The following is an 18,954-nucleotide window of genomic DNA, read 5'->3' as shown; positions in this document are numbered from 1 at the left end:
TGGAGGGCGCGGGTGGCGTGCGCGGGCGAGCGGTCGTGCGCGCACCCGCCACTACGCTGGGCCGGTGACCGAGCCCCGCAGCGAGCGCCCCACGGCGGACGCGCGCACGGCGCGGGCGGGCACCTCGGACGCGCGCACGGCGCGGGCGCGCACGGCGCGGGTCGCCGTCGCCCGCGGCCTCGCCGAGCTGGGCGCGCATCCCCTCGCCCTGTGGTCGGCGTTCGGCGTCATCCACCTGTGGCTCATCGCCTACAACCTTCTCGGCCCCGGGCTGCCGCTCGGCGACGTGACGCTCGTGTACCGCTTCTGGGTCGAGCAGGGCCTCATCGCGAACGACTGGGTCGGCATCGACTCGTCGTGGGTGTACCCGATCGTCGCGCTCGTGCCGATGCTCGCCGCCTACGCGTTCGGCCCCGACCCGTACCCGGTCGTCTGGCTCGTGATCGTCATGCTCATGAACGCGGGCGCCCTGCTCGTCATCGCGGGCACCGGCCGTCGCGTGCGCGATGCGGCCGCCGCCTGGTGGTGGATGCTCTTCCTCCTCGCCCTCGGACCGATCGCGCTCGGCCGCATCGACTCGATCACGGCTCCTCTCGCAGTCGCCGCGGTCGCCCTGCTCGCCCGCCACCCCCGGACCGCCGCCGGGCTCCTCGCCGTCGCGGCGTGGATCAAGGTGTGGCCCGCCGCGATCCTCCTCGCCGCGGTCATCGGGCTGCGCGAGCGCGCGCGCGTCGTGCTCGCGACGGTCGCCGTGACGATGGTCGTCGTCGCGGGCGGGCTCGCGGTCGGCGCGGGCGCCTCGCTGCTGTCGCCGCTCACCGAGCAGTCGGGGCGCGGCCTGCAGGTCGAGGCGCCGCTCACGACGCCGTGGCTGTGGGCGGCGTGGGCGGGGGAGTGGAGCGCGCGCGTCTACTACGACCGCGACATACTCACCTGGCAGGTGTTCGGCGAGGGCTCGCAGCAGGCGGCAGCGCTCGCGACGCCGCTACTCGCGATCGTCGTGCTCGCGATCGTCGCGCTCGGCCTGCTCGCGCTGCGCGCGGGCGCGCCCGAGGTGCGGCTCGTCCCGGCTCTCGCTCTCGCGCTCGTCGCCGCGCTCATCGTCGTCAACAAGGTCGGCTCGCCGCAGTTCGGCACGTGGCTCGCGGCGCCGATCCTCCTCGGCGTCCTGTGGCGGGCGCGCGGCGGCGCGTCCTTCGCCGTGCCCGCCGGGCTCGCGCTCGCGATCGGCGCGCTCACGCAGGCCGTGTACCCGTTCCAGTACGGCGAGCTGCTGGGCCTGCAGACTCCGCTCGTGGTGATCCTGACCCTCCGCAACGCGCTCGACGTCGTGCTGCTGGTGTGGGCGGTCGTCGCGGTGGTGCGGGCGTGGCGGTCCGGAGCGACGGGCGCCGAGCATCCGCCCCGCGCCCGTCGTGGCACGCTGGAGGTCGACGGCCCCGCGGGCCGCGCGAGAGACAGGGAGCCCCACTCATGATCGTCGCCTTCTCGGTCGCCCCCTCGGGCGGATCCTCGACGGACTCGGTGCATGACGCGGTCGCCGCCGCCGTGCGCGTCGTGCGGGAATCGGGGCTGCCGAACCGCACGAGCAGCATGTTCACCGAGGTCGAGGGGGAGTGGGACGAGGTCATGGAGGTCGTGCGGCGCGCGACCGAGGCGGTCGGCGCCTACGGCACGCGCGTCTCGCTCGTGCTCAAGGCCGACATCCGCCCCGGCCACGTCGGCGAGCTCGACGGCAAGGTCGAGCGCCTCGAGGCCGCGATCGCGCGCCACGAGGCGTAGCCCCTCGATGCTGCAGCCCGTCATCGCCGGGGTGATCGGCGCCGTCACCGGGTTCGCGAGCTCGTTCGCGCTCGTCATCGCCGGGCTCATCGCGGTCGGTGCGAGCCCCGCCGAGGCCGCCTCGGGACTGCTCGCACTGTGCCTCGGGCAAGCGGTGCTCGCGATCGCCCTCTCGTGGCGCTACCGGCTGCCGCTGTCGTTCGCGTGGTCGACGCCGGGCGCAGCGCTCCTCATCGCGGCCGAGGGCACGACGGGCTCGTACGCCGCGGCGATCGGCGCGTTCCTGGTCTGCGGGATCCTCATCGCTCTCACGGGTCTGTGGGGCGCGCTCGGGCGGGCGATGACGCGCATCCCGATGCCGCTCGCGGGTGCGATGCTCGCGGGCATCCTCTTCCCCATCTGCCTCGCCCCGGTCACGGCGGTCATCGACGAGCCGCTCCTGGCGATCCCGGTCGTGCTCGTCTGGCTCGTGCTCGTGCGGCTCGCGCCCCGGTGGGCCGTTCCCGCGGCGATGCTCGTCGCGGTCGTCGGCATCGCGATCACCGCGACCGGCAGCGGGATGCTCGACGCGGGCCTCGCGCCCGCCCTCGCCGTGACGCTCCCCGCCCTGGACCCGCTCGTGATCGTCTCGCTCGGAGTCCCGCTGTTCATCGTCACGATGGCGGGCCAGAACGTCCCGGGCTTCGCGGTGCTCCGCACCTTCCGGTTCGAGCCGGTTCCCGCGCGGGCGATCCTCGTCGCGTCGGGCGGCATGACGGCGGCGGTCGCCGTGCTCGGCGGCTACGCCCTCAACCTCGCCGCGATCACGGCGGCGCTCATGGCGGGGCCGGACGCGCACCCCGACCCGCGACGGCGCTGGGTCGCACCCGTAGCCGGAGGCGTCACCTACGTGCTGCTCGGCCTCGCCGCGGGGGTCGCGACGGCCGTCGTCGCCGCGGCCCCGCCCATCCTCATCATCGCCGTCGCGGGCCTCGCCCTGCTCGGCGCCCTGACGACGAGCCTCGTGAGCGCGTTCGAGTCGCCCGAGACGCGGCTGACCGCGGCGGCGACCCTGATCGTCGTGGCCTCGGGCGTCGTCGTCGCGGGCATCGGCAGCGCGTTCTGGGGTCTCGTCGTCGGCGCCCTCGTACTGGCCGTGACGACCTGGCGGCCGACGCGCGGGCGCGAACCGGAGGAGCTGTCGGAGGCCCCCGAGCCTCACTAGCCTGGGCGGATGCACGCCGACTTCCGCACCCTCCCCGCCGACCCCGCCTCGCACGACGCCCTCGCCCGCCAGGGCCTGCGCTACGAGCTCGTCGGCGACGACACCGCCCGGCAGGACGCGTTCTCGCAGGCGGTCGCCCGCGGGTTCCACGGCGGAGCGCCGGAGGATCAGGCGCTCGTCGAGATGCGCGAGTCGTCGCGCGAGCGGCGCGCGATCGGCGTCTGGGACGACTCGGCCGCCGAGCCCGAGGTGCCCGTCGCGACGGTCGACAGCTGGCCGACGCCGCTGCGCGTGCCGGGCGACCGCGACCTCGAGGCGTGGGCGATCAGCGTCGTGACGGTCGCCCCGACCCACCGGCGGCGCGGCATCGCGCGCGGGCTCCTCGAGGGCGAGCTGCGCGCGGCGATCGCGAACGGCACGCCGCTCGCGATCCTCACCGTCTCCGAGTCGACGATCTACGGCCGCTACGGCTTCGGCCCCGCCACGTGGTCGGCCGAGCTCGTCGTCGACACGAAGCGCGCGCGCTGGGTCGGGCCGACCCCCGCGGGCCGCGTGCACCTCATCTCGCGCGAGAGCACCCGCGCGATCGCGCTCGATCTGGAGGAGCGCGCGCGGGTCGCGGGCGGCATCCCGACCTGGGGCGGTCATTGGGATCGCCAGCTCGGCCTCCGCCCCTCGCAGGCGTCGACGTCGGCCGACCTCCGTGTCGTGCGCTACGACGACGAGGCGGGCGAGCCGCAGGGCTTCGCGGTGTACCGCGTCAAGGACGCCGGCGCCGACTTCACGAAGCACCCGGTCGAGATCATCGACCTCATCGCCGAGACCCCCGACGCCTACGCCGCGCTGTGGCGCTACGTGCTCGAGCTCGACCTCGTCCACGAGGTGGTCGCCCACCAGCGGAGCGTCGACGAGCCCGTGAAGTGGATGGTCGCGGATGCCCGTGCCGTGCTCACGCGGTCGGTCACCGACCACCTGTGGGCGCGCATCCTCGACGTGCCGAGGTGCCTCGAGGGCCGTCGGTGGCAGCGGGCCGGCCGCGTCGTGCTCGACGTCGCCGACGACCTCGGTCTGGCCGGCGGGCGGTTCGCGCTCGAGGTCGACGACGCGGGCGCCGCGCGCGTGACGACGACGGACGAGCCGGCCGACGTGAGCCTCGGCATCGATGCGCTGAGCTCGCTCCTGCTCGGCGGCGCGAGCCCGATCACGCTCGCCGCCGCCGGTCGCCTCGAGGGCGACGCGGCGGCGGTCGAGCGCCTGCACGGCATGGCGGTCACTCCCGTGCCGCCGTGCCTGGGCTTCTGGTTCTAGCCGCTCAGGCGGCGAGCCCGCGTCGCGTCAGCAGCGGCTCGATGACGGCGTCGCGGCCGCGGAACTCGCGGTAGGCCTCGAGCGGGTCGCCAGCGCCGCCGAGCCCGAGCACGTACTGGCGGAACCGGTCGCCGTTGGCGCGCGTGAGTCCGCCGTTCTCCTTGAACCACTCGACGGTGTCGGCGTCGAGCACCTCGCTCCAGATGTAGCTGTAGTAGCCGGCCGAGTACCCGCCCGAGAACACGTGGGCGAAGTAGGTCGAGCTGTAGCGGGTCGGCACCGCGGGGTTGTCGAGACCCACGCGCGCGAGCGCCTCGGCCTCGAACGCGGCGACATCCGTCACGGCGGCGGCCTCGGCGGCGCTGAGCGTGTGCCAGGCCTGGTCGAGCAGGGCCGCGGCGAGGTACTCGCTCGTCTTGAAGCCCTCGCCCCAGGTCTCGCTCGCCCGGATGCGGTCGAGGGTCTCGGCGGGGATCGGCTCTCCCGTGACGTGGTGGACGGCGTAGTCGTTGACGATCTCGGGCCAGAGCATCCACATCTCGTTCACCTGGCTGGGGAACTCGACGAAGTCGCGGTACACGTTCGTGCCCGTGAACGACGGATAGGTGACGTGCGCGAACAGGCCGTGCAGCGCGTGGCCGAACTCGTGGAAGAACGTGTTGACCTCGTCGAAGGTCAGCAGCGCCGGCTCGCCCGCGGCGGGCTTGGGCACGTTGAGGTTGTTGACGACGATCGTCGGGTGGTCGAGCAGCGCGTTCTGGCCGATGAGCTCGTTCATCCAGGCGCCGCCGCGCTTGCTGTCGCGCGTGAACAGGTCGAGCAGGTAGAGGCCGAGCTCGGAGCCGTCCTCGTTGCGCACCTCGAAGGCGCGCACGTCGGGGTGGTAGCCCGTGAGGTCGGGGCGCTCCTCGAACGTGATGCCGAAGACCTTCGTCGCGGCGGCGAACACGCCCTGCTGGAGCACGCGCTCGGCCTCGAAGTAGGGGCGGAGGGCGGCGGTGTCGACGTCGAACTCGGCCGTGCGCACGCGCTCGCTGTAGAAGGCCCAGTCGTGCGCCCCGATCGGGTGACCGGCTTGTCGCTCGAGCTTCTCCTGCTCGGCGCGGGCGTTGCGAGCGGCGGCGGGCGCGAGCTTCTCGAGCATCTCGGCGACGCGCGCGGGCGTCTTCGCGGTGCCGTCGGCGGTCACGAAGGCGGCGTGGTTCTCGAAGCCGAGCAGCTCGGCGCGCTCGGCGCGCAGCCGCGCGATCTCGAGCAGCACGGCGCTGTTGTCGTGCTCGTTGCCGCGCGCGGCGCGGGCGCGGGATGCCGACATGATCCGCTCGCGGACGTCGCGGTTCGTGAGGGAGGCCAGCCACGGGTGCCCCGTCGGCAGCACGAGGGTGACGAGGTGCTTGCCCTCGAGCCCGCGATCGGCGGCCGCCTGCGCCGCGGCCGAGATCTCGCCGGGGGTGAGCCCGTCGAGCTCGGCGACGTCGTCGATCACCACGGCGAGGTCGTTGGTGTCGGCGAGGAGGTTCTTCTCGAAGCGGGTCTGCAGCACCGAGAGTCGCGAGTTGAGGTCACTGAGTCGCGCCTTCTGCGCGTCGTCGAGGCCCGCGCCGGCGAGGGTCATGACGGTGTGGCGGCGCTCGATGAGGTACCGCTGCTCGGGCGTGAGCTCGAGGCTGTCGCGCTGCTCGTGGAGCGCGGCGATGCGCGCGTAGAGCGCGGAGTCGAGCGTGATGGCGTCCTCGTGGGCGGCGAGCTTCGGCGCGAACTCCTCCTCGAGCGCGTTGCTCGCGTCGTTCGAGTCGGCCGAGCTCTTGTTGAAGAACACGCGCAGTACGCGCGTGAGCAGCTGGCCGCTGCGCTCGAGGGGCTCCATGGTGTTGGCGAAGGTCGCCGGCTCGGTCTGCGCGGTGATCGCGGCGATCTCGGCGCGCTGCTCGGCCATGCCCTGCTCGATCGCGGGGCCGAAGTGATCGTCGCTGATCTCGGCGAAGGGCGGCAGCTGGTACGGCAGGGTGCTGGGGGAGAGGAAGGGATTGCTCATCCGTTCACCCTAGGGCCGGCCGCCGCCGCAGCCGCNAAAGACTCTTTTGCAAGCGTATCTTTGCAGTCATGGGACCCGATCCGAACGGCAGGGCAGACCTCGAAGGCCTCAAGGCCCTCGCGCACCCCCTTCGCGTCACGATCATCGACGCGCTCTCGACGTACGGCCCGCAGACCGCGAGCATGCTCGCCGAGCGGCTCGGCGAGTCGAGCGGATCGACGAGCTACCACCTCCGCCAGCTCGAGAAGCACGGCTACGTGGAGGAGCTCGCGGAGAAGGGCACCGGCCGCGAGCGCTGGTGGCAGCGCGTCCAGGCCCCCATCTACCTCGGTGACGAGGAGACGGGCAGGAGCGAGACGGGCCGCGAGGTCTCGCGCATCGTCATGCGCGAGTTCGCCCACCACCGCGAGCAGTACTTCCGCGACTTCATCGAGCGCGGCATGACCGAGCTGAGCGAGGAGTGGCAGCACGCCTCGAGCATCACCATGTCGAACGTCCACGTCACCGCCGAGCAGCTCGCTCAGCTCCACCACGACGTCGGCGAGCTCGTCCACGAGTTCGTCGAGAAGCACCGCGGTCAGCGGGTGCCGGGCTCGCGCCCCGCGCTCGTGCAGTTCTACGCCTTCCCGGTCGTCGACGGAGTGGAGGTCCCTGCAGAGGGAGACACCCCCACCGACGGCAGCACCCCCGAAACCCCGTCCGACACCACCGACACCGCGAAGGAGGAGCGAGCATGACCGCCGTCACCATGAGCACGGGCATGATCACCATCCAGCTGCCGCGCCGGCGCACTCCCGTTCTCCGCCGCCTCGCTCTGAGTGCCGGCCTCGCCCTGCTCACCTGGTCGGGCGCGCGCGCCGCGGTCAGCGGGCACGACGAGCAGGCTCGCCTCATCGCGACGGAGAACGCCGTGCGCCGCACCCGCGACGGCTTCCGCTACGGCTTCGTGCAGTAGCCCCGCCGCCCCACGATCAACGGGCGCGCCGATCCCTCCTGGTCGGCGCGCCCGTTTCGCGTCTCCGGTGCATCCGCCGACGCGGCCGTCTCCGGCGCCGGCCGTCTCCGGCGCCGGCCGTCTCCGGCGCGAGCCGTCTCAGGCGTCGTGCGTCGCGTCGTCGTCGAGCGTCGTCGTGACGCTTCCGTCGTGCCCTTCGCGGATGACCGTCCCGTCGTCGAGCTCGACCACGGGTCGCCCCTCCAGCCACGTGAGGGTCCAGCGCCACTGCGTCGTGTCGCGCCCGAGCAGGTCGCCCTCGACGGCGCGGATCGCCGCGCGGACGGCGGGGCTCACGCGGGCCGGCGGCTCGCCGCCCACGGTCCAACGGGTTCCGAGCTGCATGCTCAGCACTCCTTCTCGTAGGTCACCCAGCTCGTGCGGGTCGCGAGCCGGTCGTACACGCGCTGGGCGCGGTCGTTGTCGTGCGCGGTGATCCAGCGCAGGGTTCCGCCGCCGTGCGCGGTCGCGTGCGCGGCGACCGCGTCGAGGAGCGCGGTCCCGGCGCCCGTGCCGCGCAGCTCCTCGTCGACGTACAGGTCGTCGAGGAACCAGCCGGGCCCGGCGGTGAAGGTGTCGGGCTGCTCGCGCACGTGCGCGAAGCCGCGGACCTCCCCGTCGATCTCCGCGACGAACGCGGTCAGCGGGTGGCGGGCATCCATCAGCCAGGCCCAGACGCCGTCGATGACGGCCGCCTCGAAAGCGGTCTCGTAGAACGCGCCGTAGGCGAGGAAGAGCCGCTGCCACGCGTCGCGATCGGCGGCGGCGATCGGCCGGATTGTCAGGGGGCTAACGGTCATGCGCTCAGTGAACCACGGCGCGCGCCCCGGCCGAGGAAACGGCGGGGCGCGCGTCGCGAGAGGCTCGCACGAGCAGGGCGCGGGCTACGGCGCCTCGGGCAGGGAGCCAAGCTCGATCGCGAGCACCTCGACGCTCTCGCCCTGCTGGATGTCGAGCGTGTCGATGCGCCCGACGGCCTTGAGGTCGCCGGCGGCCTCGGCGAGCAGGAGCGGCGCCGAGATCGTCGCGTGCGCGACGGGCGTCTTCTGCGAGGCCTTCGCGTCGGTCTTCGCGCGACGGATCCCGATGAGGGCGGCCGAGACGAGCGGCAGCAGCCCGCTCGGGGCGGCGTCGACGCCGAGCTCGTTGACCGTCGGCCAGGCCGCGCGGTGCACGCTGTCGTCGTGGGTCCAGCTCCACACCTCCTCCGTGGCGAAGGGGATGACCGGCGCGAGCAGGCGCAGCATGACGTCGACCGCGCGGCGCAGCGCGGTCACGGCGCTCGCCTGCCCGTCGACGCGATCCGACTCATCGCCGGGCGTGGAGCCGTAGGCGCGCTCCTTCACGAGCTCGAGGTAGTCGTCGCAGAACGTCCAGAAGAACTGCTCGGTCAGCTCGAGGGCGCGGGCGTGGTCGTACTCCTCGTAGGCCTTCGTCGCCTGGCGCACGACGTCGCCGAGGGTCGCGAGCATGTCGACGTCGAGCGGGTCGGTGACGACCGCGTCGCCCGCCGGCACGGGGAATGAGTAGACGAACTTCGCGGCGTTGAGCACCTTGATCGCGAGGCGCCGGCCGATCTTCATCTGCTTGGGGTTCTGCGGGTCGAAGGCCGCGTCGGTGCCGAGGCGCGAGCTGGCGGCCCAGTAGCGCACCGCGTCGGAGCCGTGCTCGTCGAGCATGCCCTGCGGCGTGACGACGTTGCCCTTCGACTTCGACATCTTCTTGCGGTCGGGGTCGACGATGAAGCCCGAGATGCCGGCGTGCTTCCACGGCACCGTGCCGTGCTCGAGCTCGGCGCGCAGCACGGTCGAGAACAGCCAGGTGCGGATGATGTCCTGACCCTGGCTGCGCAGGTCGTACGGGAAGACCAGGTCGAACAGCTCCGGGTCGTCCTCCCACTTCGCCGCGATCTGCGGGGTGAGCGAGGAGGTCGCCCACGTGTCCATGATGTCGACCTCCCCGATGAAGCCGCCCGGCTGGCCGCGCTGGGCCTCGTCGAACCCGGGGGCGGGCATCGATGACGGGTCGACGGGCAGCATGTCCTCGGTCGGCACGATCGGGTCGCCCGTCTGCTCGCCGTTCTCGTCGAGGCGGTACCAGACGGGGATGGGCACGCCGAAGAAGCGCTGGCGTGAGATGAGCCAGTCGCCCGAGAGCCCGCCGACCCAGTTCTCGTACCGCACGCGCATGAAGTCGGGGTGGAAGGCGATCTGGCGGCCGTTCTCGAGCAGCCGCTCGCGCAGGCCCTCGTCGCGTGCGCCGTTGGCGATGTACCACTGGCGCGTGGTGACGATCTCGAGCGGCTTGTCGCCCTTCTCGAAGAACTTCACGGGGTGCGTGATGGGCCGCGGGTCGCCGTGCAGGTCGCCCGACTCGCGCAGCAGCTCGACCATGCGGGCCTTCGCGCTGAACACGGTCGTGCCGGCGAGCTCGCCGTAGACCGCGAGGGCGTCGCCCTCGATGCCCTCCGGGGCATCGGCGAGGATGCGGCCGTCCTTTCCGAGGATCGGGCGCGTCGGCAGGTCGAGCTCCCGCCACCACACCACATCGGTCACGTCGCCGAAGGTGCACACCATGGCGATGCCGGAGCCCTTGTCCTGCTGGGCGAGGTGGTGGGCGACGACGGGCACCTCGACGCCGAAGAGGGGCGTGCGCACGGTCGTGCCGAAGTAGGGCTGGTAGCGCTCGTCGTCGGGGTGGGCGACGAGGGCGACGCACGCGGCGATGAGCTCGGGGCGCGTGGTCTCGATCTCGATCGTCCCGCCGTCGGGCGTGTGGAAGCTCACCCGGTGGTACGCACCGGGCATCTCCTTGTCCTCGAGCTCGGCCTGCGCGACGGCGGTGCGGAAGGTGATGTCCCACAGCGTGGGGGCGTCGGCGCGGTAGGCCTCGCCGCGGGCGAGGTTGCGCAGGAAGGCGCGCTGCGCGACACGCTGCGCCTCGTCGCCGATCGTCCGGTAGGTCTGGGTCCAGTCGACGCTCAGGCCGAGCGCTCGCCAGAGGTCCTCGAACTGCTTCTCGTCCTCGACGGTGAGGCGCTCGCACAGCTCGATGAAGTTGCGGCGGCTCACGGGCACCTGGTCGGCGGGCTTGCCGCTCGTGCCGCCGCCCTCGAAGGGAGGCGTGAAGTCGGGGTCGTAGGGGAGGGCCGGCTCGCAGCGCACGCCGTAGTAGTTCTGCACCCTGCGCTCGGTCGGCAGCCCGTTGTCATCCCACCCCATCGGGTAGAAGAGGTGCTGGCCGCGCATGCGCTGGAACCGCGCGGCGAGATCCATGTGGGTGTAGCTGAAGACGTGGCCGATGTGGAGGGAGCCCGAGGCGGTCGGCGGGGGAGTGTCGATCGCGTACACGGCGTCGGAGCCGGCGACGAGGGCGGCGTCGCGGTCAAAGCGGTAGGTGCCCTGAGCCTCCCACACCTCGCCCCACTTCGGCTCGAGACCCTCGAGGGCGGGCTTGTCGGGGATGGCGTTGCTCATGGGTTCTCGCTCCGTATGGGCGGCACCGTGTCAGAGGTAAGGGTGCCTGGGTGTGGGTGTGACTCCATCGTATCCAAGGAAGCGTCAAGCGCCGTTCTCACCGGTAGAGCCTCGATCGAATGAGACCAGTGGCCTCTCGCAGCGAGCAACTCTGTTGACCCCTTCGGATAACGCACCAACCCGCGAGGCTCGTGCGGGGCAAAGTCCGCACGGTCACCGTAGATCGGCACATCGAGAAAGCACCCATACGTAAAACCGCAAGTTACGCGGAAGAGAAGTTCTTTCCGAGCCTTGACGGCGGAGCGATACCAGCGACGGATGACGCTCGAGAAATGCGCCTTTCGATGTCGCCCTTGGTTGAGATTACGTGGCTATGCTCACCTTATTCGCGTGTCGCCATCTCAAGTCGTGAGTTCAACCGGAAGACTATTTCGGTCACAGTTCGGCGATAGGGCAGTAAGAGACCTCGAAATGGACCAACGNCCTGCCAGCTAGCATCAAGCTCAACTCTTACAAGCTGTCGATTCTGAAGTAGAGCGTAGACGCTTGGAGGCGAAGTTGGCGCGTAAACCCGAAGCTCCGTCGAGGTCGGGCGCAATGCAATTGCCGAGATTGAAGTAGTTACTTGCCGAAAATCAAGCTGTCCATAACCCCCTTCGCTAACGGAGATGGGCCCGACGAGCGCCACGACATCTTGAAGATGCCGACGTGCTTCCCGAGTGAAATGTCGAGCTTGCAGGTGACGTCCAAGAAGCCAGATCAACAGTAACGCGTACATTGAAATGGCAACAATCCACGAAGCGGGCACGGCCGAGTCGCTCTGGGGATTTCTTAGGTAAGAGAGACTGGAAAGAATTAGCGGGATTAGCGGTAAGGGAAGCAGGGCGAAGAAGGCAGCCGGGTGATTTTTGATGTCTGCCTCCGTTGGTGTCAGATATTTGGCTCGGTTGATGATGACTACTGGCCGGAGTACCAAGGCCCCGAGAACGTCCATGCCGAGGATCCCACNCCGCGCCCCTCCCGAGTCTCCCCGGCGTCAATACTCTCAACAACGACGATGTCCCCGCGTTCGGCGTCGCGAGTATCACCGTCTCCTTCACGCTCGACTGCTCCACCACATGCTCGAGGTCGACCTGTGGCGCGATGCCGCGGAAGATCAGCGAGTCGCGAACCTTCCCGTTCGAGGACTGAGTGCTCGCCGTTCCCGGCCCGGCGCCCGTGAGCGAGAAAGTGACCTCGTGGCCCTCACGGGTGAGCACGACAGCTCGTGAGCTATCCGCCCTATCGGCGAAACGCGGATTCAGGGGGTGCTTATCGGTTCGCCATCCCGACGCTGCTGCCTCGAGCCGAGTCTGGCCTGGCACCCACCTGTCGTCGACGTCACGAACGTTCGATGGATACGGCGTGGTGACATCGACAAACGATCCATCGGGGGTGCGGTATGTCGTCGCGTACTCCGAGCGGCGAACGACGTCGGCTTCGGTGGCAGTCGCCAACCATTCGTTCAGGGCCGCTTCGTTTGCGCCGGCTCCCTCTGGCCCCGCAGGGGCCAACTCGTGAGCGCCCGGATCCCCGACGGATGAGAAATCTCCAGCAGGAGTGCTCGATGCCCGATCAGGAGCAGCAGAGGAGCCGATGGACGGCAGATCCAGCACGGATCCCGCCGCGAGTGCTGGCGCCGCGACAGCCTCCACGGCCACGAACATCAGCATCGATGAGATGAGAGAGAAACTGGTGATCGACGCGACGACGACGGCGAGCAACCCACGAGCAGCACTGACCAACGTTGGCCTTCCGGACGCCACGGGCATTTGGGAGGACCGCTCACCTGGTGTGGTTAAAGCAAAGCATCTTCACAAATCGCGCAGGGTGACAGATGCCGTTGATAACGGATGCATAACGAATGGACAGAACGGTCGGTAACCACGCGGTACTGTCCTCTGCGGCCCGTCTGCTGCCGCTATCCACAAACACCGACGTGCAGGAGCCCCGCGGCGTGGACGACCGCGGGGCTCCTGGCTTCCTGTGGGGCGGGGCTAGTTCGCCGCCGCCTGGTAGGCCTGCTGGATGGCCGTGCCGAAGTACGGCCCGAACATCGTGTTGCGCACGCCCGAGTAGCCGAAGCTGTTGACCGAGTTCTGCAGGCCCTGCGTGAACCACGGTCCGCCCGAGGAGCCGCCCGTCATGTCGCACGGGATGCCCTGCGAGAGCGTCTGGTTGTACGGGTCGGGCTTCGCCGTGCCCGTGCAGCCCTGCAGCGTCTCGCCGTTGAAGGGCCGCGCTGCCGGGTAGCCGAAGGCTTCGTAGGCGAGCCCGCGGGAGAGGTTGAAGCCGACGCCCGTCGCGCCGACCGTGTCGCTCAGCGTGCGGCCGTTGAGGGGGGCCATGACAGCGAAGGCGCCGTCGTAGCTGATGTCGCCCGAGTTCGCCCAGGCGGAGGTCGTGATGAGCTCGGTGGCCGTCCACTGGCCGTACGGCGCGCGGCCGTTCTCGTAGGCGGGCACGAAGATCCAGCGCGAGGCGTAGGCCCCGCCTCCCTCGTTGACGCAGTGGCCCGCGGTCGAGACGGTGAGCTCGTTGGCGGAGGAGACCGCGTTGCCCGAGCAGACGTAGTTGCCGCCGTTGAGGGTGAAGAAGACCTTGCCGATGTGCGAGACGGGCGAGTAGCGCGTCGCCGACGGCTTCTGCGCCTGGATGCGCTGCGGCTGACCGGCTTCGACGGGCTTGCCCGGGTTCGCGTTCTTCGCGGCGCGGGCGTTGTCGGCGACGAGGACGTCGGCGGGGATCGCGGAGCGCATGCGCTCCTCCGTCCAGTACTCGGCGGCCGAGACGGCGTGCGCCGGGACGTGCCGCTCGATGCCGTTCTCGAGGCCGTTCTGGCTCGGAGCCGCGGTGGCGGTGGCCGGCGCGGACAGCAGCGCGGCGGCCATGAGCGCGGCGAGCGCGCCCAGACGAGCGCGCGTGACGTGCGTGGTCATGGTTCTCCTTCAGGGGTGACCGCCGTGTCGCCGGCCCGGCTGGACCGCGATCATGACGTGATGCGATGCTGGCGGTCACCCCCCGCTCTGGGGTGAGGTTTCTCGGTTAGACAGAAAGGTCTGTCTCTTAACGACAATCTCGGTTTGCGGCTCATTGCTCTTAGTACTGTCGTCAGTCGGCATCTGGAGCACCGCAAGGAGGCTCGGTCTTCTTGGCACCCGCGCCGACTAGCGGAAGCCCCTGGCCTTTCTAGGTCCCGCTCATCAACGGCACTGGATTCAGTCGAAAGTAGCGCCAGGCTCGCGAGCGCTTGAGGCCTTCGGAAGCGCCAGTCTCTCGGCGCAGCGCACATTCGTCCAGCAGCGACTCCCGTCGCCTCAAGCCAGGAGTCGCTTAAGTCTTCAGCAGTCCCGACCGATGCCGTGGTCCGGTCGCAGTCGGGCCGGATCGTGGCTTCCACTCTCACCAGCGGTGATCCGGCTGCGGGGGGTGTGGCTTATCGGGGAGTGTTCGGCTTCGATGCCGCCGCGCGTCTGGTGAAGGCCAGCCTCTCGGTGAATGGCGCGGTGGACCACACTTTGCAGTATGGATTCACGGACTCTTCGGCGGCGTGCTCGACGGCGGGTTTTGCCGGGTCGGTGGCGGGTGCCGGGCGCAATGGCAACCGCACCTCGTACTCCGATTCCTTCACCCCCGCATCAGGTACGGTGGAGACGACCGCGTCAACGTATTGCTATGACGCCGCTGATCGCCTGCTGGGCTCGATCGTGACCGGGGCTGCGGCAACGACCAACCCGGTCGCGGATGGCCTGGCAGCCTCCGAGCTCGCCTACGATGCGCGCGGCAATACGATCACGTTGGCGGATCAGCAGCTGGCATACGACGCAGCGAATCGTCATTGGCGCACGATCACCGGCGTCGGCAGCCCGTCGCAGACGACCATCACCTACACGCGGGATGCGGGAAGCCGCATCGTGGCGCGCGAGGTGAAGGAGGGTGCCACGTCCACCGAGAGCGTCCGCTACGCTCATGCCGCCTCCGGGGACGTCTCGACGCTGGTCGTGGACGAGGCCGGTGCAATTCAGGAGTACACGGTCGCTCTGCCGGGCGGGGTGGCGGCGCGGATGCTGCCGGGTGCGCAGCAGTGGTCGTATCAGAACATGCATGGCGACATCGTGCTGACCGCGGATGGCGATGGAGTGCGTGGGGCGCAGTTGGTGCGGTATGACCCGTTTGGTCAGCCGATCGATCCGGCGACGGGGCGGATCGGATCGAGCAGCGCGGATGATGCGGTGATCGACAACGCTGCCGGGAGTGCTGACTATGCCTTTGTGGGTCAGGATCGCAAGCTGTATGAGCATCAGGGGTCGGTCGCGATAGTGCAGATGGGTGCGCGGGTGTTCGTGCCGGCGCTGGGGCGGTTCTTGAGCGTGGACCCGGTCGAGGGCGGGGTGGACAACGACTACGTCTATCCGAACGACCCCATAAACAAGCTCGATCTGACGGGAATGTTCACTGCCGATTCTTATGAGAAATGGATCGGGAATAAGGGCGCCAAAAGGGACCCGCTGGGCTCCATTTGGCGTAAGGGGCGACCGGCCAGCCCGTCTCTATTGTCGCGGCTGATTTCCGGCCCGCCCAGAAAACCTGCAGCCGTCAGTCAGGGAGGCGGTCGGTCTCGCCCCACGCCATTAGTCGAGATCCGGGAACTCCCAGGCACCAATCTCCGCACCGGTCTCGCAGTCTCTGCCGACGCCTGCCTTCTTGGATGTGTTTCCGGCGGGATTTCCTTCGCGAGTGGCAACATTTATGGCTCCCTCGGCTATGGGGTCGGCGCCTCGGCGGGGCTCAGCGTGAACGTCGGCCACGGCGGAGGAATCGGCGCAGGCGCCTCTACCGGAGTCGAGTGCGCCGGCACTCTGGGGCCGATTGGCGTCTACGGAGGTGGAAGCGTGAGCGGGCCTGGAGATTACGGAACTGAAGCCGGATGGGCTGGCGGCGCTCGCGGCGGGTGTAGCCTCAACCAATCACATACCTGGCAGTTGTTCGGATAATTTGTCCAGATTGGATTTGCGCCATGGAAGATGTGCACTGGGCCGCCTTTGTTATTCCCCCACTGATGATTTTTGTCGGAGTGGCCATGTTCGCAAATGCGAGGAAAGTGGCAGCCATCAATTCCGAGGCGCTCAAGGCACTGGGCACAAAATCTGCAACTAAAGCTCTGCCTCGGTCAACGCCGGGACAGTTTCGAGTTGCAGGGACAGTTCTGGCGCTCGGCGGCATTTCGGTGCTCATATTTGGCTGGCTACCAAGGCTATTCTGAATCTGCGCGGCTTTTAGCTTCGAAAGTGTGAAGACCTCCAGGCTGTGCAGAAATTGCGGAGCTATCGAGATCTCGACGCAATCAGCTTCGTGGGACCGGACACTGCGCCCTAAGGCACCGATCGGCACGGCCATCCAGCAGGCGTACCAGGCGGCGGCGAACTAGCCCCGCCCGACCAGAAGCCAGGAGCCCCGCGGTCGTCCACGCCGCGGGGCTCCTGCACGTCTGGCCTGCCGCACGCGCTACGGCAGCAGGCGCACGACCTCGACGGTCCGGTGCGTCACGAGCCCGTCGGCGTTCTCGGCCGAGACCGTGTAGAGCTGGCTCTCCTCCGAGCACTGGTACGCGAACTCGTAGGTCGCCGTCGTCGGCACCTCCTCGAACGGCTCGGCCCGCGCGTCGTCGGTGCCGATGCCGAACCACGCGGTCGTCGCGCCATCGATGCTCCAGCTCCAGAACAGCGGAACGGATCCGCTCTCATCGGGGCAGTTGGCGGTGTTCTCCGCCTGGAAGATCGTGAACGCGGGCGCCGGGGCGGGCTCGGGGGCTGCGCTCGTCTCGGTCGGGGTCGGCGAGGGCGACGGCTCCTCGGTCTCCCTCGGCGTCGGCGAGGGCGACGGCGTATCCGACGGCGAGGCGCTCGCGCTCGGCGTGCCCGACGCGACCGGTGCGGGCGCGTCGTCGCGGTTGAGCAGGGCGAAGATGAGCACGACGAGCGCGATGAGCAGGATGACCGCGAGCACGATGAGCGCGATCGCCCCGCCGCTCAGGCGGCGCGATCCCGTCGCGGCGCTCGCCGGGGCGGGGCCCGCAGCCGGCCCGGCCCCGATGGGCGCGCTCGAGCGCGGGAAGCCGCCGGCGGCAGCACCCGCCGCGGCCCCGGCACCGAGGCCGGCGGCCGCTCCGACTCCGCCCGGTCGGAAGATCTCGGTCGGGGCGGTCGGCGGCGGGGGAGTCGGCGCGACCGGCGGCACGGCGCCGGGCTGGTCGAGCGGTCGGGTGAAGGCGCGAGTCGGGGCATCCCCGGCATCGACGGCGTCGTACGCCTCGGTCGGGGCGTCGCCCGCAGCATCCGCCCCGCTCACCGGCCGCAGCGGCTCGGTCGGATCCTCGTTCGGCGTTCGCTCGTCGGCCATGGTCGCCCCCGTCCCCTGAGACGGAGACCGCCCCCGTCGCGGCCAGTGTAGGGCGCGAGCGGGGGCGGTCGGGGGAGGCGGGTGGCGCGGGGAGCGCCGATCAGCGCTCGGCGCCGACGACCTCCGGAGCCGTCACGGCGGGCGCATCCTCATCGCGATCGACGCGGATGCGGATCGCGACGAGCGAGGCGACGAGCGTGATGAGCGACATGCCCGCGAGCACGATCGCCGGGTGCCACCAGGCGTTGCCGGTCGCGACGCCGAGCTCGGCCGTGAGATACGGCACGAAGCCGGCCACGACCGCGGCGAGCGCGTAGGCGAAGCCGAGCGCCGAGTAGCGGTAGCGCTCGTCGAAGAGCTCGGTGAAGATGCCTCCGAGCGCCGCCCAGCTCATCGTGGGCAGGATGCCGCCGATCACCATCATGCCGACGAGGAAGCCGAACGAGGCGTCCTGCAGGAAGAAGTAGATCGGGAACGACACGAGCAGCGTGCCGAGCGCGCCGATCGCGATCACGAGGCCCGAGCCGATGCGCGTCGCCCACGCTCCGAACAGCGGGATCGTCACGAGCTGCAGCAGGCCGCCGATCGTCGTGGCGATGAGCAGCTGGTAGTAGTCGTAGCCGAGCACCGCCGCGCCGTAGTTGAGCGTGTAGGTGTTCATGAGCGAGTACGAGCCGATGCCGAGCAGCGCGACGCCCACGGCGACGACGATCGTGACGGGCTGCGCACGCAGCAGGGCGGCGAGGGGGATGCGCGGCGCACGGCCGGCTCCCTTCACGGCCGCGAAGACCGGGGTCTCGGTGATCGCGAGGCGCAGGTAGAGCGAGATCGCGAGCAGCGGGATCGCCGTGAGGAACGGGATGCGCCACGCCCACTCGCCGATCTCCTCCGTCGTGAGAGACAGGGTCAGCCAGAGAAACGCGACGGCCGAGAGGATCGAGCCGATGGGCGAGCCGAGCTGGGGCATCGCGGCGGCGAACGCGCGCTTGGCCTTCGTCTCGTGCTCGGTCGCGATGAGGATCGCGCCGCCCCACTCGCCGCCGAGCGACACGCCCTGCAGTACGCGCAGCAGCACGAGGAGCACGGCGCCGACCCAGCCGGCCTGGTCGAAGGTCGGCAGCACGCCGATGAGCGCCGTCGCGACGCCCATCATCGTGATCGTCACGATGAGGGTCGTGCGGCGGCCGATGCGGTCGCCGACGTGGCCGAAGACGATCGCGCCGATCGGGCGGATCACGAACGCGACACCGATCGTCGCGAGCGCGGCGAGGTTTGCGCCGACGGGGCCGAGCGGCTCGAAGAACAGCGGGCCGGCGAAGAAGGCCGAGAAGTACGCGAACAGGTAGAAGTCGTACGACTCGAGCGAGGTGCCGACGAGGGATGCCCAGCGGGCGCGACGCGCGATGCGGGGGTCGGAGGGGGCGGGGGTCAGGGGCTGCATGGTGGGCGCTTGGCCATGCGTATCAGTAGTCACAAGCACACCAGCGTAGTGACGCCCGGGCGTATTCCCGGCGGCCGGCCCTCGGGCGTTCGGTACCATGGACGCACAGGCGTCGATCCGGCCATCACCGGGGAGCCCTCGGAAGAACAGCGGGACGCTCGTGCTCGAGCGACCCGCCAACTAGACCCGAGCGGGGCAGGCCCGTCACAGCCGCAGGAGAGGGGCCGGAGCATCCGCCCGCCAGCACGGCGAGCGGAGGGCATCGGCAAGCGGGGT

At 70.1% G+C, this 18,954-nt stretch carries 15 protein-coding genes; 8 read left to right on the top strand and 7 right to left on the bottom strand.

What is annotated here, in order from left to right; all coding sequences use genetic code 11:
* Positions 1-64: 64 nt before the first annotated feature.
* From ASG83_RS00725 to ASG83_RS00710, 4 genes are read left to right on the top strand one after another with little or no spacing between them, the layout of a single operon-like run.
* A complete protein-coding gene (locus tag ASG83_RS00725; RefSeq protein WP_200959250.1) occupies positions 65-1,477 on the top strand; it encodes a glycosyltransferase 87 family protein in 1,413 nt (470 codons plus the stop codon).
* Positions 1,474-1,782: a thiamine-binding protein gene (locus tag ASG83_RS00720; protein ID WP_055855912.1), complete on the top strand. Its 309-nt coding sequence runs from the start codon at positions 1,474-1,476 to the stop codon at positions 1,780-1,782. Before ASG83_RS00725 ends, ASG83_RS00720 begins: the two co-directional genes overlap by 4 nt.
* A gap of 7 nt (positions 1,783-1,789) precedes the next feature.
* On the top strand, positions 1,790-2,986 hold the full coding sequence (locus ASG83_RS00715; RefSeq protein WP_055855910.1) for a benzoate/H(+) symporter BenE family transporter: 1,197 nt from the start codon (positions 1,790-1,792) through the stop codon (positions 2,984-2,986).
* A 9-nt stretch (positions 2,987-2,995) separates the two neighbouring features.
* The gene (locus ASG83_RS00710; protein ID WP_055855907.1) at positions 2,996-4,294 is read left to right on the top strand and encodes a GNAT family N-acetyltransferase; all 1,299 of its coding nucleotides are present in this window, start codon (positions 2,996-2,998) and stop codon (positions 4,292-4,294) included.
* Positions 4,295-4,298: 4 nt separating this feature from the next.
* On the opposite strand, the gene ASG83_RS00705 is transcribed toward ASG83_RS00710, so the two are convergent.
* On the bottom strand, positions 4,299-6,329 hold the full coding sequence (locus ASG83_RS00705; RefSeq protein WP_055855904.1) for a M3 family metallopeptidase: 2,031 nt from the start codon (positions 6,327-6,329) through the stop codon (positions 4,299-4,301).
* Between the two features lie 68 nt (positions 6,330-6,397).
* Between ASG83_RS00705 and ASG83_RS12835 the strand changes: the two genes are divergently transcribed.
* Entirely contained in the window at positions 6,398-7,066 is a 669-nt protein-coding gene (locus ASG83_RS12835; RefSeq protein WP_055855901.1) for a helix-turn-helix domain-containing protein, read from the top strand.
* Positions 7,063-7,284 carry a hypothetical protein gene (locus ASG83_RS00695; RefSeq protein WP_055855898.1) on the top strand — a complete coding sequence of 74 codons (222 nt, stop codon included), beginning with the start codon at positions 7,063-7,065 and terminating at the stop codon, positions 7,282-7,284. The genes ASG83_RS12835 and ASG83_RS00695 overlap by 4 nt, the downstream gene beginning before the upstream one ends.
* 138 nt (positions 7,285-7,422) lie before the next feature.
* On the opposite strand, the gene ASG83_RS00690 is transcribed toward ASG83_RS00695, so the two are convergent.
* From ASG83_RS00690 to ASG83_RS00675, 4 genes are all read right to left on the bottom strand, one after another.
* Positions 7,423-7,668, bottom strand: coding sequence for a hypothetical protein (locus ASG83_RS00690; RefSeq protein WP_055858953.1), 246 nt, complete (start codon positions 7,666-7,668; stop codon positions 7,423-7,425).
* A gap of 2 nt (positions 7,669-7,670) precedes the next feature.
* On the bottom strand, positions 7,671-8,123 hold the full coding sequence (locus ASG83_RS00685) for a GNAT family N-acetyltransferase (RefSeq protein WP_055855896.1): 453 nt from the start codon (positions 8,121-8,123) through the stop codon (positions 7,671-7,673).
* Positions 8,124-8,207: 84 nt separating this feature from the next.
* A complete protein-coding gene (gene valS / locus ASG83_RS00680; protein ID WP_055855893.1) occupies positions 8,208-10,799 on the bottom strand; it encodes a valine--tRNA ligase in 2,592 nt (863 codons plus the stop codon).
* Positions 10,800-12,835: 2,036 nt separating this feature from the next.
* Positions 12,836-13,777: a serine protease gene (locus ASG83_RS00675; protein ID WP_055855892.1), complete on the bottom strand. Its 942-nt coding sequence runs from the start codon at positions 13,775-13,777 to the stop codon at positions 12,836-12,838.
* A 450-nt stretch (positions 13,778-14,227) separates the two neighbouring features.
* Between ASG83_RS00675 and ASG83_RS00670 the strand changes: the two genes are divergently transcribed.
* Positions 14,228-15,832, top strand: coding sequence for an RHS repeat-associated core domain-containing protein (locus ASG83_RS00670; protein WP_156710898.1), 1,605 nt, complete (start codon positions 14,228-14,230; stop codon positions 15,830-15,832).
* A 23-nt stretch (positions 15,833-15,855) separates the two neighbouring features.
* Positions 15,856-16,101: a hypothetical protein gene (locus ASG83_RS12575; RefSeq protein WP_156710896.1), complete on the top strand. Its 246-nt coding sequence runs from the start codon at positions 15,856-15,858 to the stop codon at positions 16,099-16,101.
* Positions 16,102-16,343: 242 nt separating this feature from the next.
* Here the strand turns inward: ASG83_RS12575 and ASG83_RS00665 are convergent, their stop codons facing one another.
* Together ASG83_RS00665 and ASG83_RS00660 are read right to left on the bottom strand one after the other, a co-directional pair.
* Positions 16,344-17,237 (bottom strand): hypothetical protein, encoded by an 894-nt coding sequence (locus ASG83_RS00665; protein ID WP_055855881.1) that lies wholly within the window; start codon positions 17,235-17,237, stop codon positions 16,344-16,346.
* Positions 17,238-17,337: 100 nt separating this feature from the next.
* Positions 17,338-18,678, bottom strand: coding sequence for an MFS transporter (locus tag ASG83_RS00660; protein ID WP_055855878.1), 1,341 nt, complete (start codon positions 18,676-18,678; stop codon positions 17,338-17,340).
* Positions 18,679-18,954: the final 276 nt, after the last annotated feature.

It is taken from the genome of Yonghaparkia sp. Soil809 (assembly GCF_001429705.1).
Classification (GTDB): domain Bacteria; phylum Actinomycetota; class Actinomycetes; order Actinomycetales; family Microbacteriaceae; genus Microcella.
The sequence above is the reverse complement of the archived record's forward strand: the minus strand, read 5'-3'. Positions and strand labels throughout refer to the sequence as shown.

What these genes read in the sequence shown, in the direction of transcription:
- ASG83_RS12835 (WP_055855901.1), top strand. Translation starts at nt 6,398, where the DNA reads ATGGGACCCGATCCGAACGGCAGGGCAGACCTCGAAGGCCTCAAGGCC.
- ASG83_RS00690 (WP_055858953.1), bottom strand. Translation starts at nt 7,668, where the DNA reads ATGCAGCTCGGAACCCGTTGGACCGTGGGCGGCGAGCCGCCGGCCCGC.
- ASG83_RS00665 (WP_055855881.1), bottom strand. Translation starts at nt 17,237, where the DNA reads ATGGCCGACGAGCGAACGCCGAACGAGGATCCGACCGAGCCGCTGCGG.
- valS (WP_055855893.1), bottom strand. Translation starts at nt 10,799, where the DNA reads ATGAGCAACGCCATCCCCGACAAGCCCGCCCTCGAGGGTCTCGAGCCG.
- ASG83_RS00705 (WP_055855904.1), bottom strand. Translation starts at nt 6,329, where the DNA reads ATGAGCAATCCCTTCCTCTCCCCCAGCACCCTGCCGTACCAGCTGCCG.
- ASG83_RS00710 (WP_055855907.1), top strand. Translation starts at nt 2,996, where the DNA reads ATGCACGCCGACTTCCGCACCCTCCCCGCCGACCCCGCCTCGCACGAC.
- ASG83_RS00695 (WP_055855898.1), top strand. Translation starts at nt 7,063, where the DNA reads ATGACCGCCGTCACCATGAGCACGGGCATGATCACCATCCAGCTGCCG.
- ASG83_RS12575 (WP_156710896.1), top strand. Translation starts at nt 15,856, where the DNA reads ATGGAAGATGTGCACTGGGCCGCCTTTGTTATTCCCCCACTGATGATT.
- ASG83_RS00660 (WP_055855878.1), bottom strand. Translation starts at nt 18,678, where the DNA reads ATGCAGCCCCTGACCCCCGCCCCCTCCGACCCCCGCATCGCGCGTCGC.
- ASG83_RS00720 (WP_055855912.1), top strand. Translation starts at nt 1,474, where the DNA reads ATGATCGTCGCCTTCTCGGTCGCCCCCTCGGGCGGATCCTCGACGGAC.
- ASG83_RS00715 (WP_055855910.1), top strand. Translation starts at nt 1,790, where the DNA reads ATGCTGCAGCCCGTCATCGCCGGGGTGATCGGCGCCGTCACCGGGTTC.
- ASG83_RS00675 (WP_055855892.1), bottom strand. Translation starts at nt 13,777, where the DNA reads ATGACCACGCACGTCACGCGCGCTCGTCTGGGCGCGCTCGCCGCGCTC.
- ASG83_RS00685 (WP_055855896.1), bottom strand. Translation starts at nt 8,123, where the DNA reads ATGACCGTTAGCCCCCTGACAATCCGGCCGATCGCCGCCGCCGATCGC.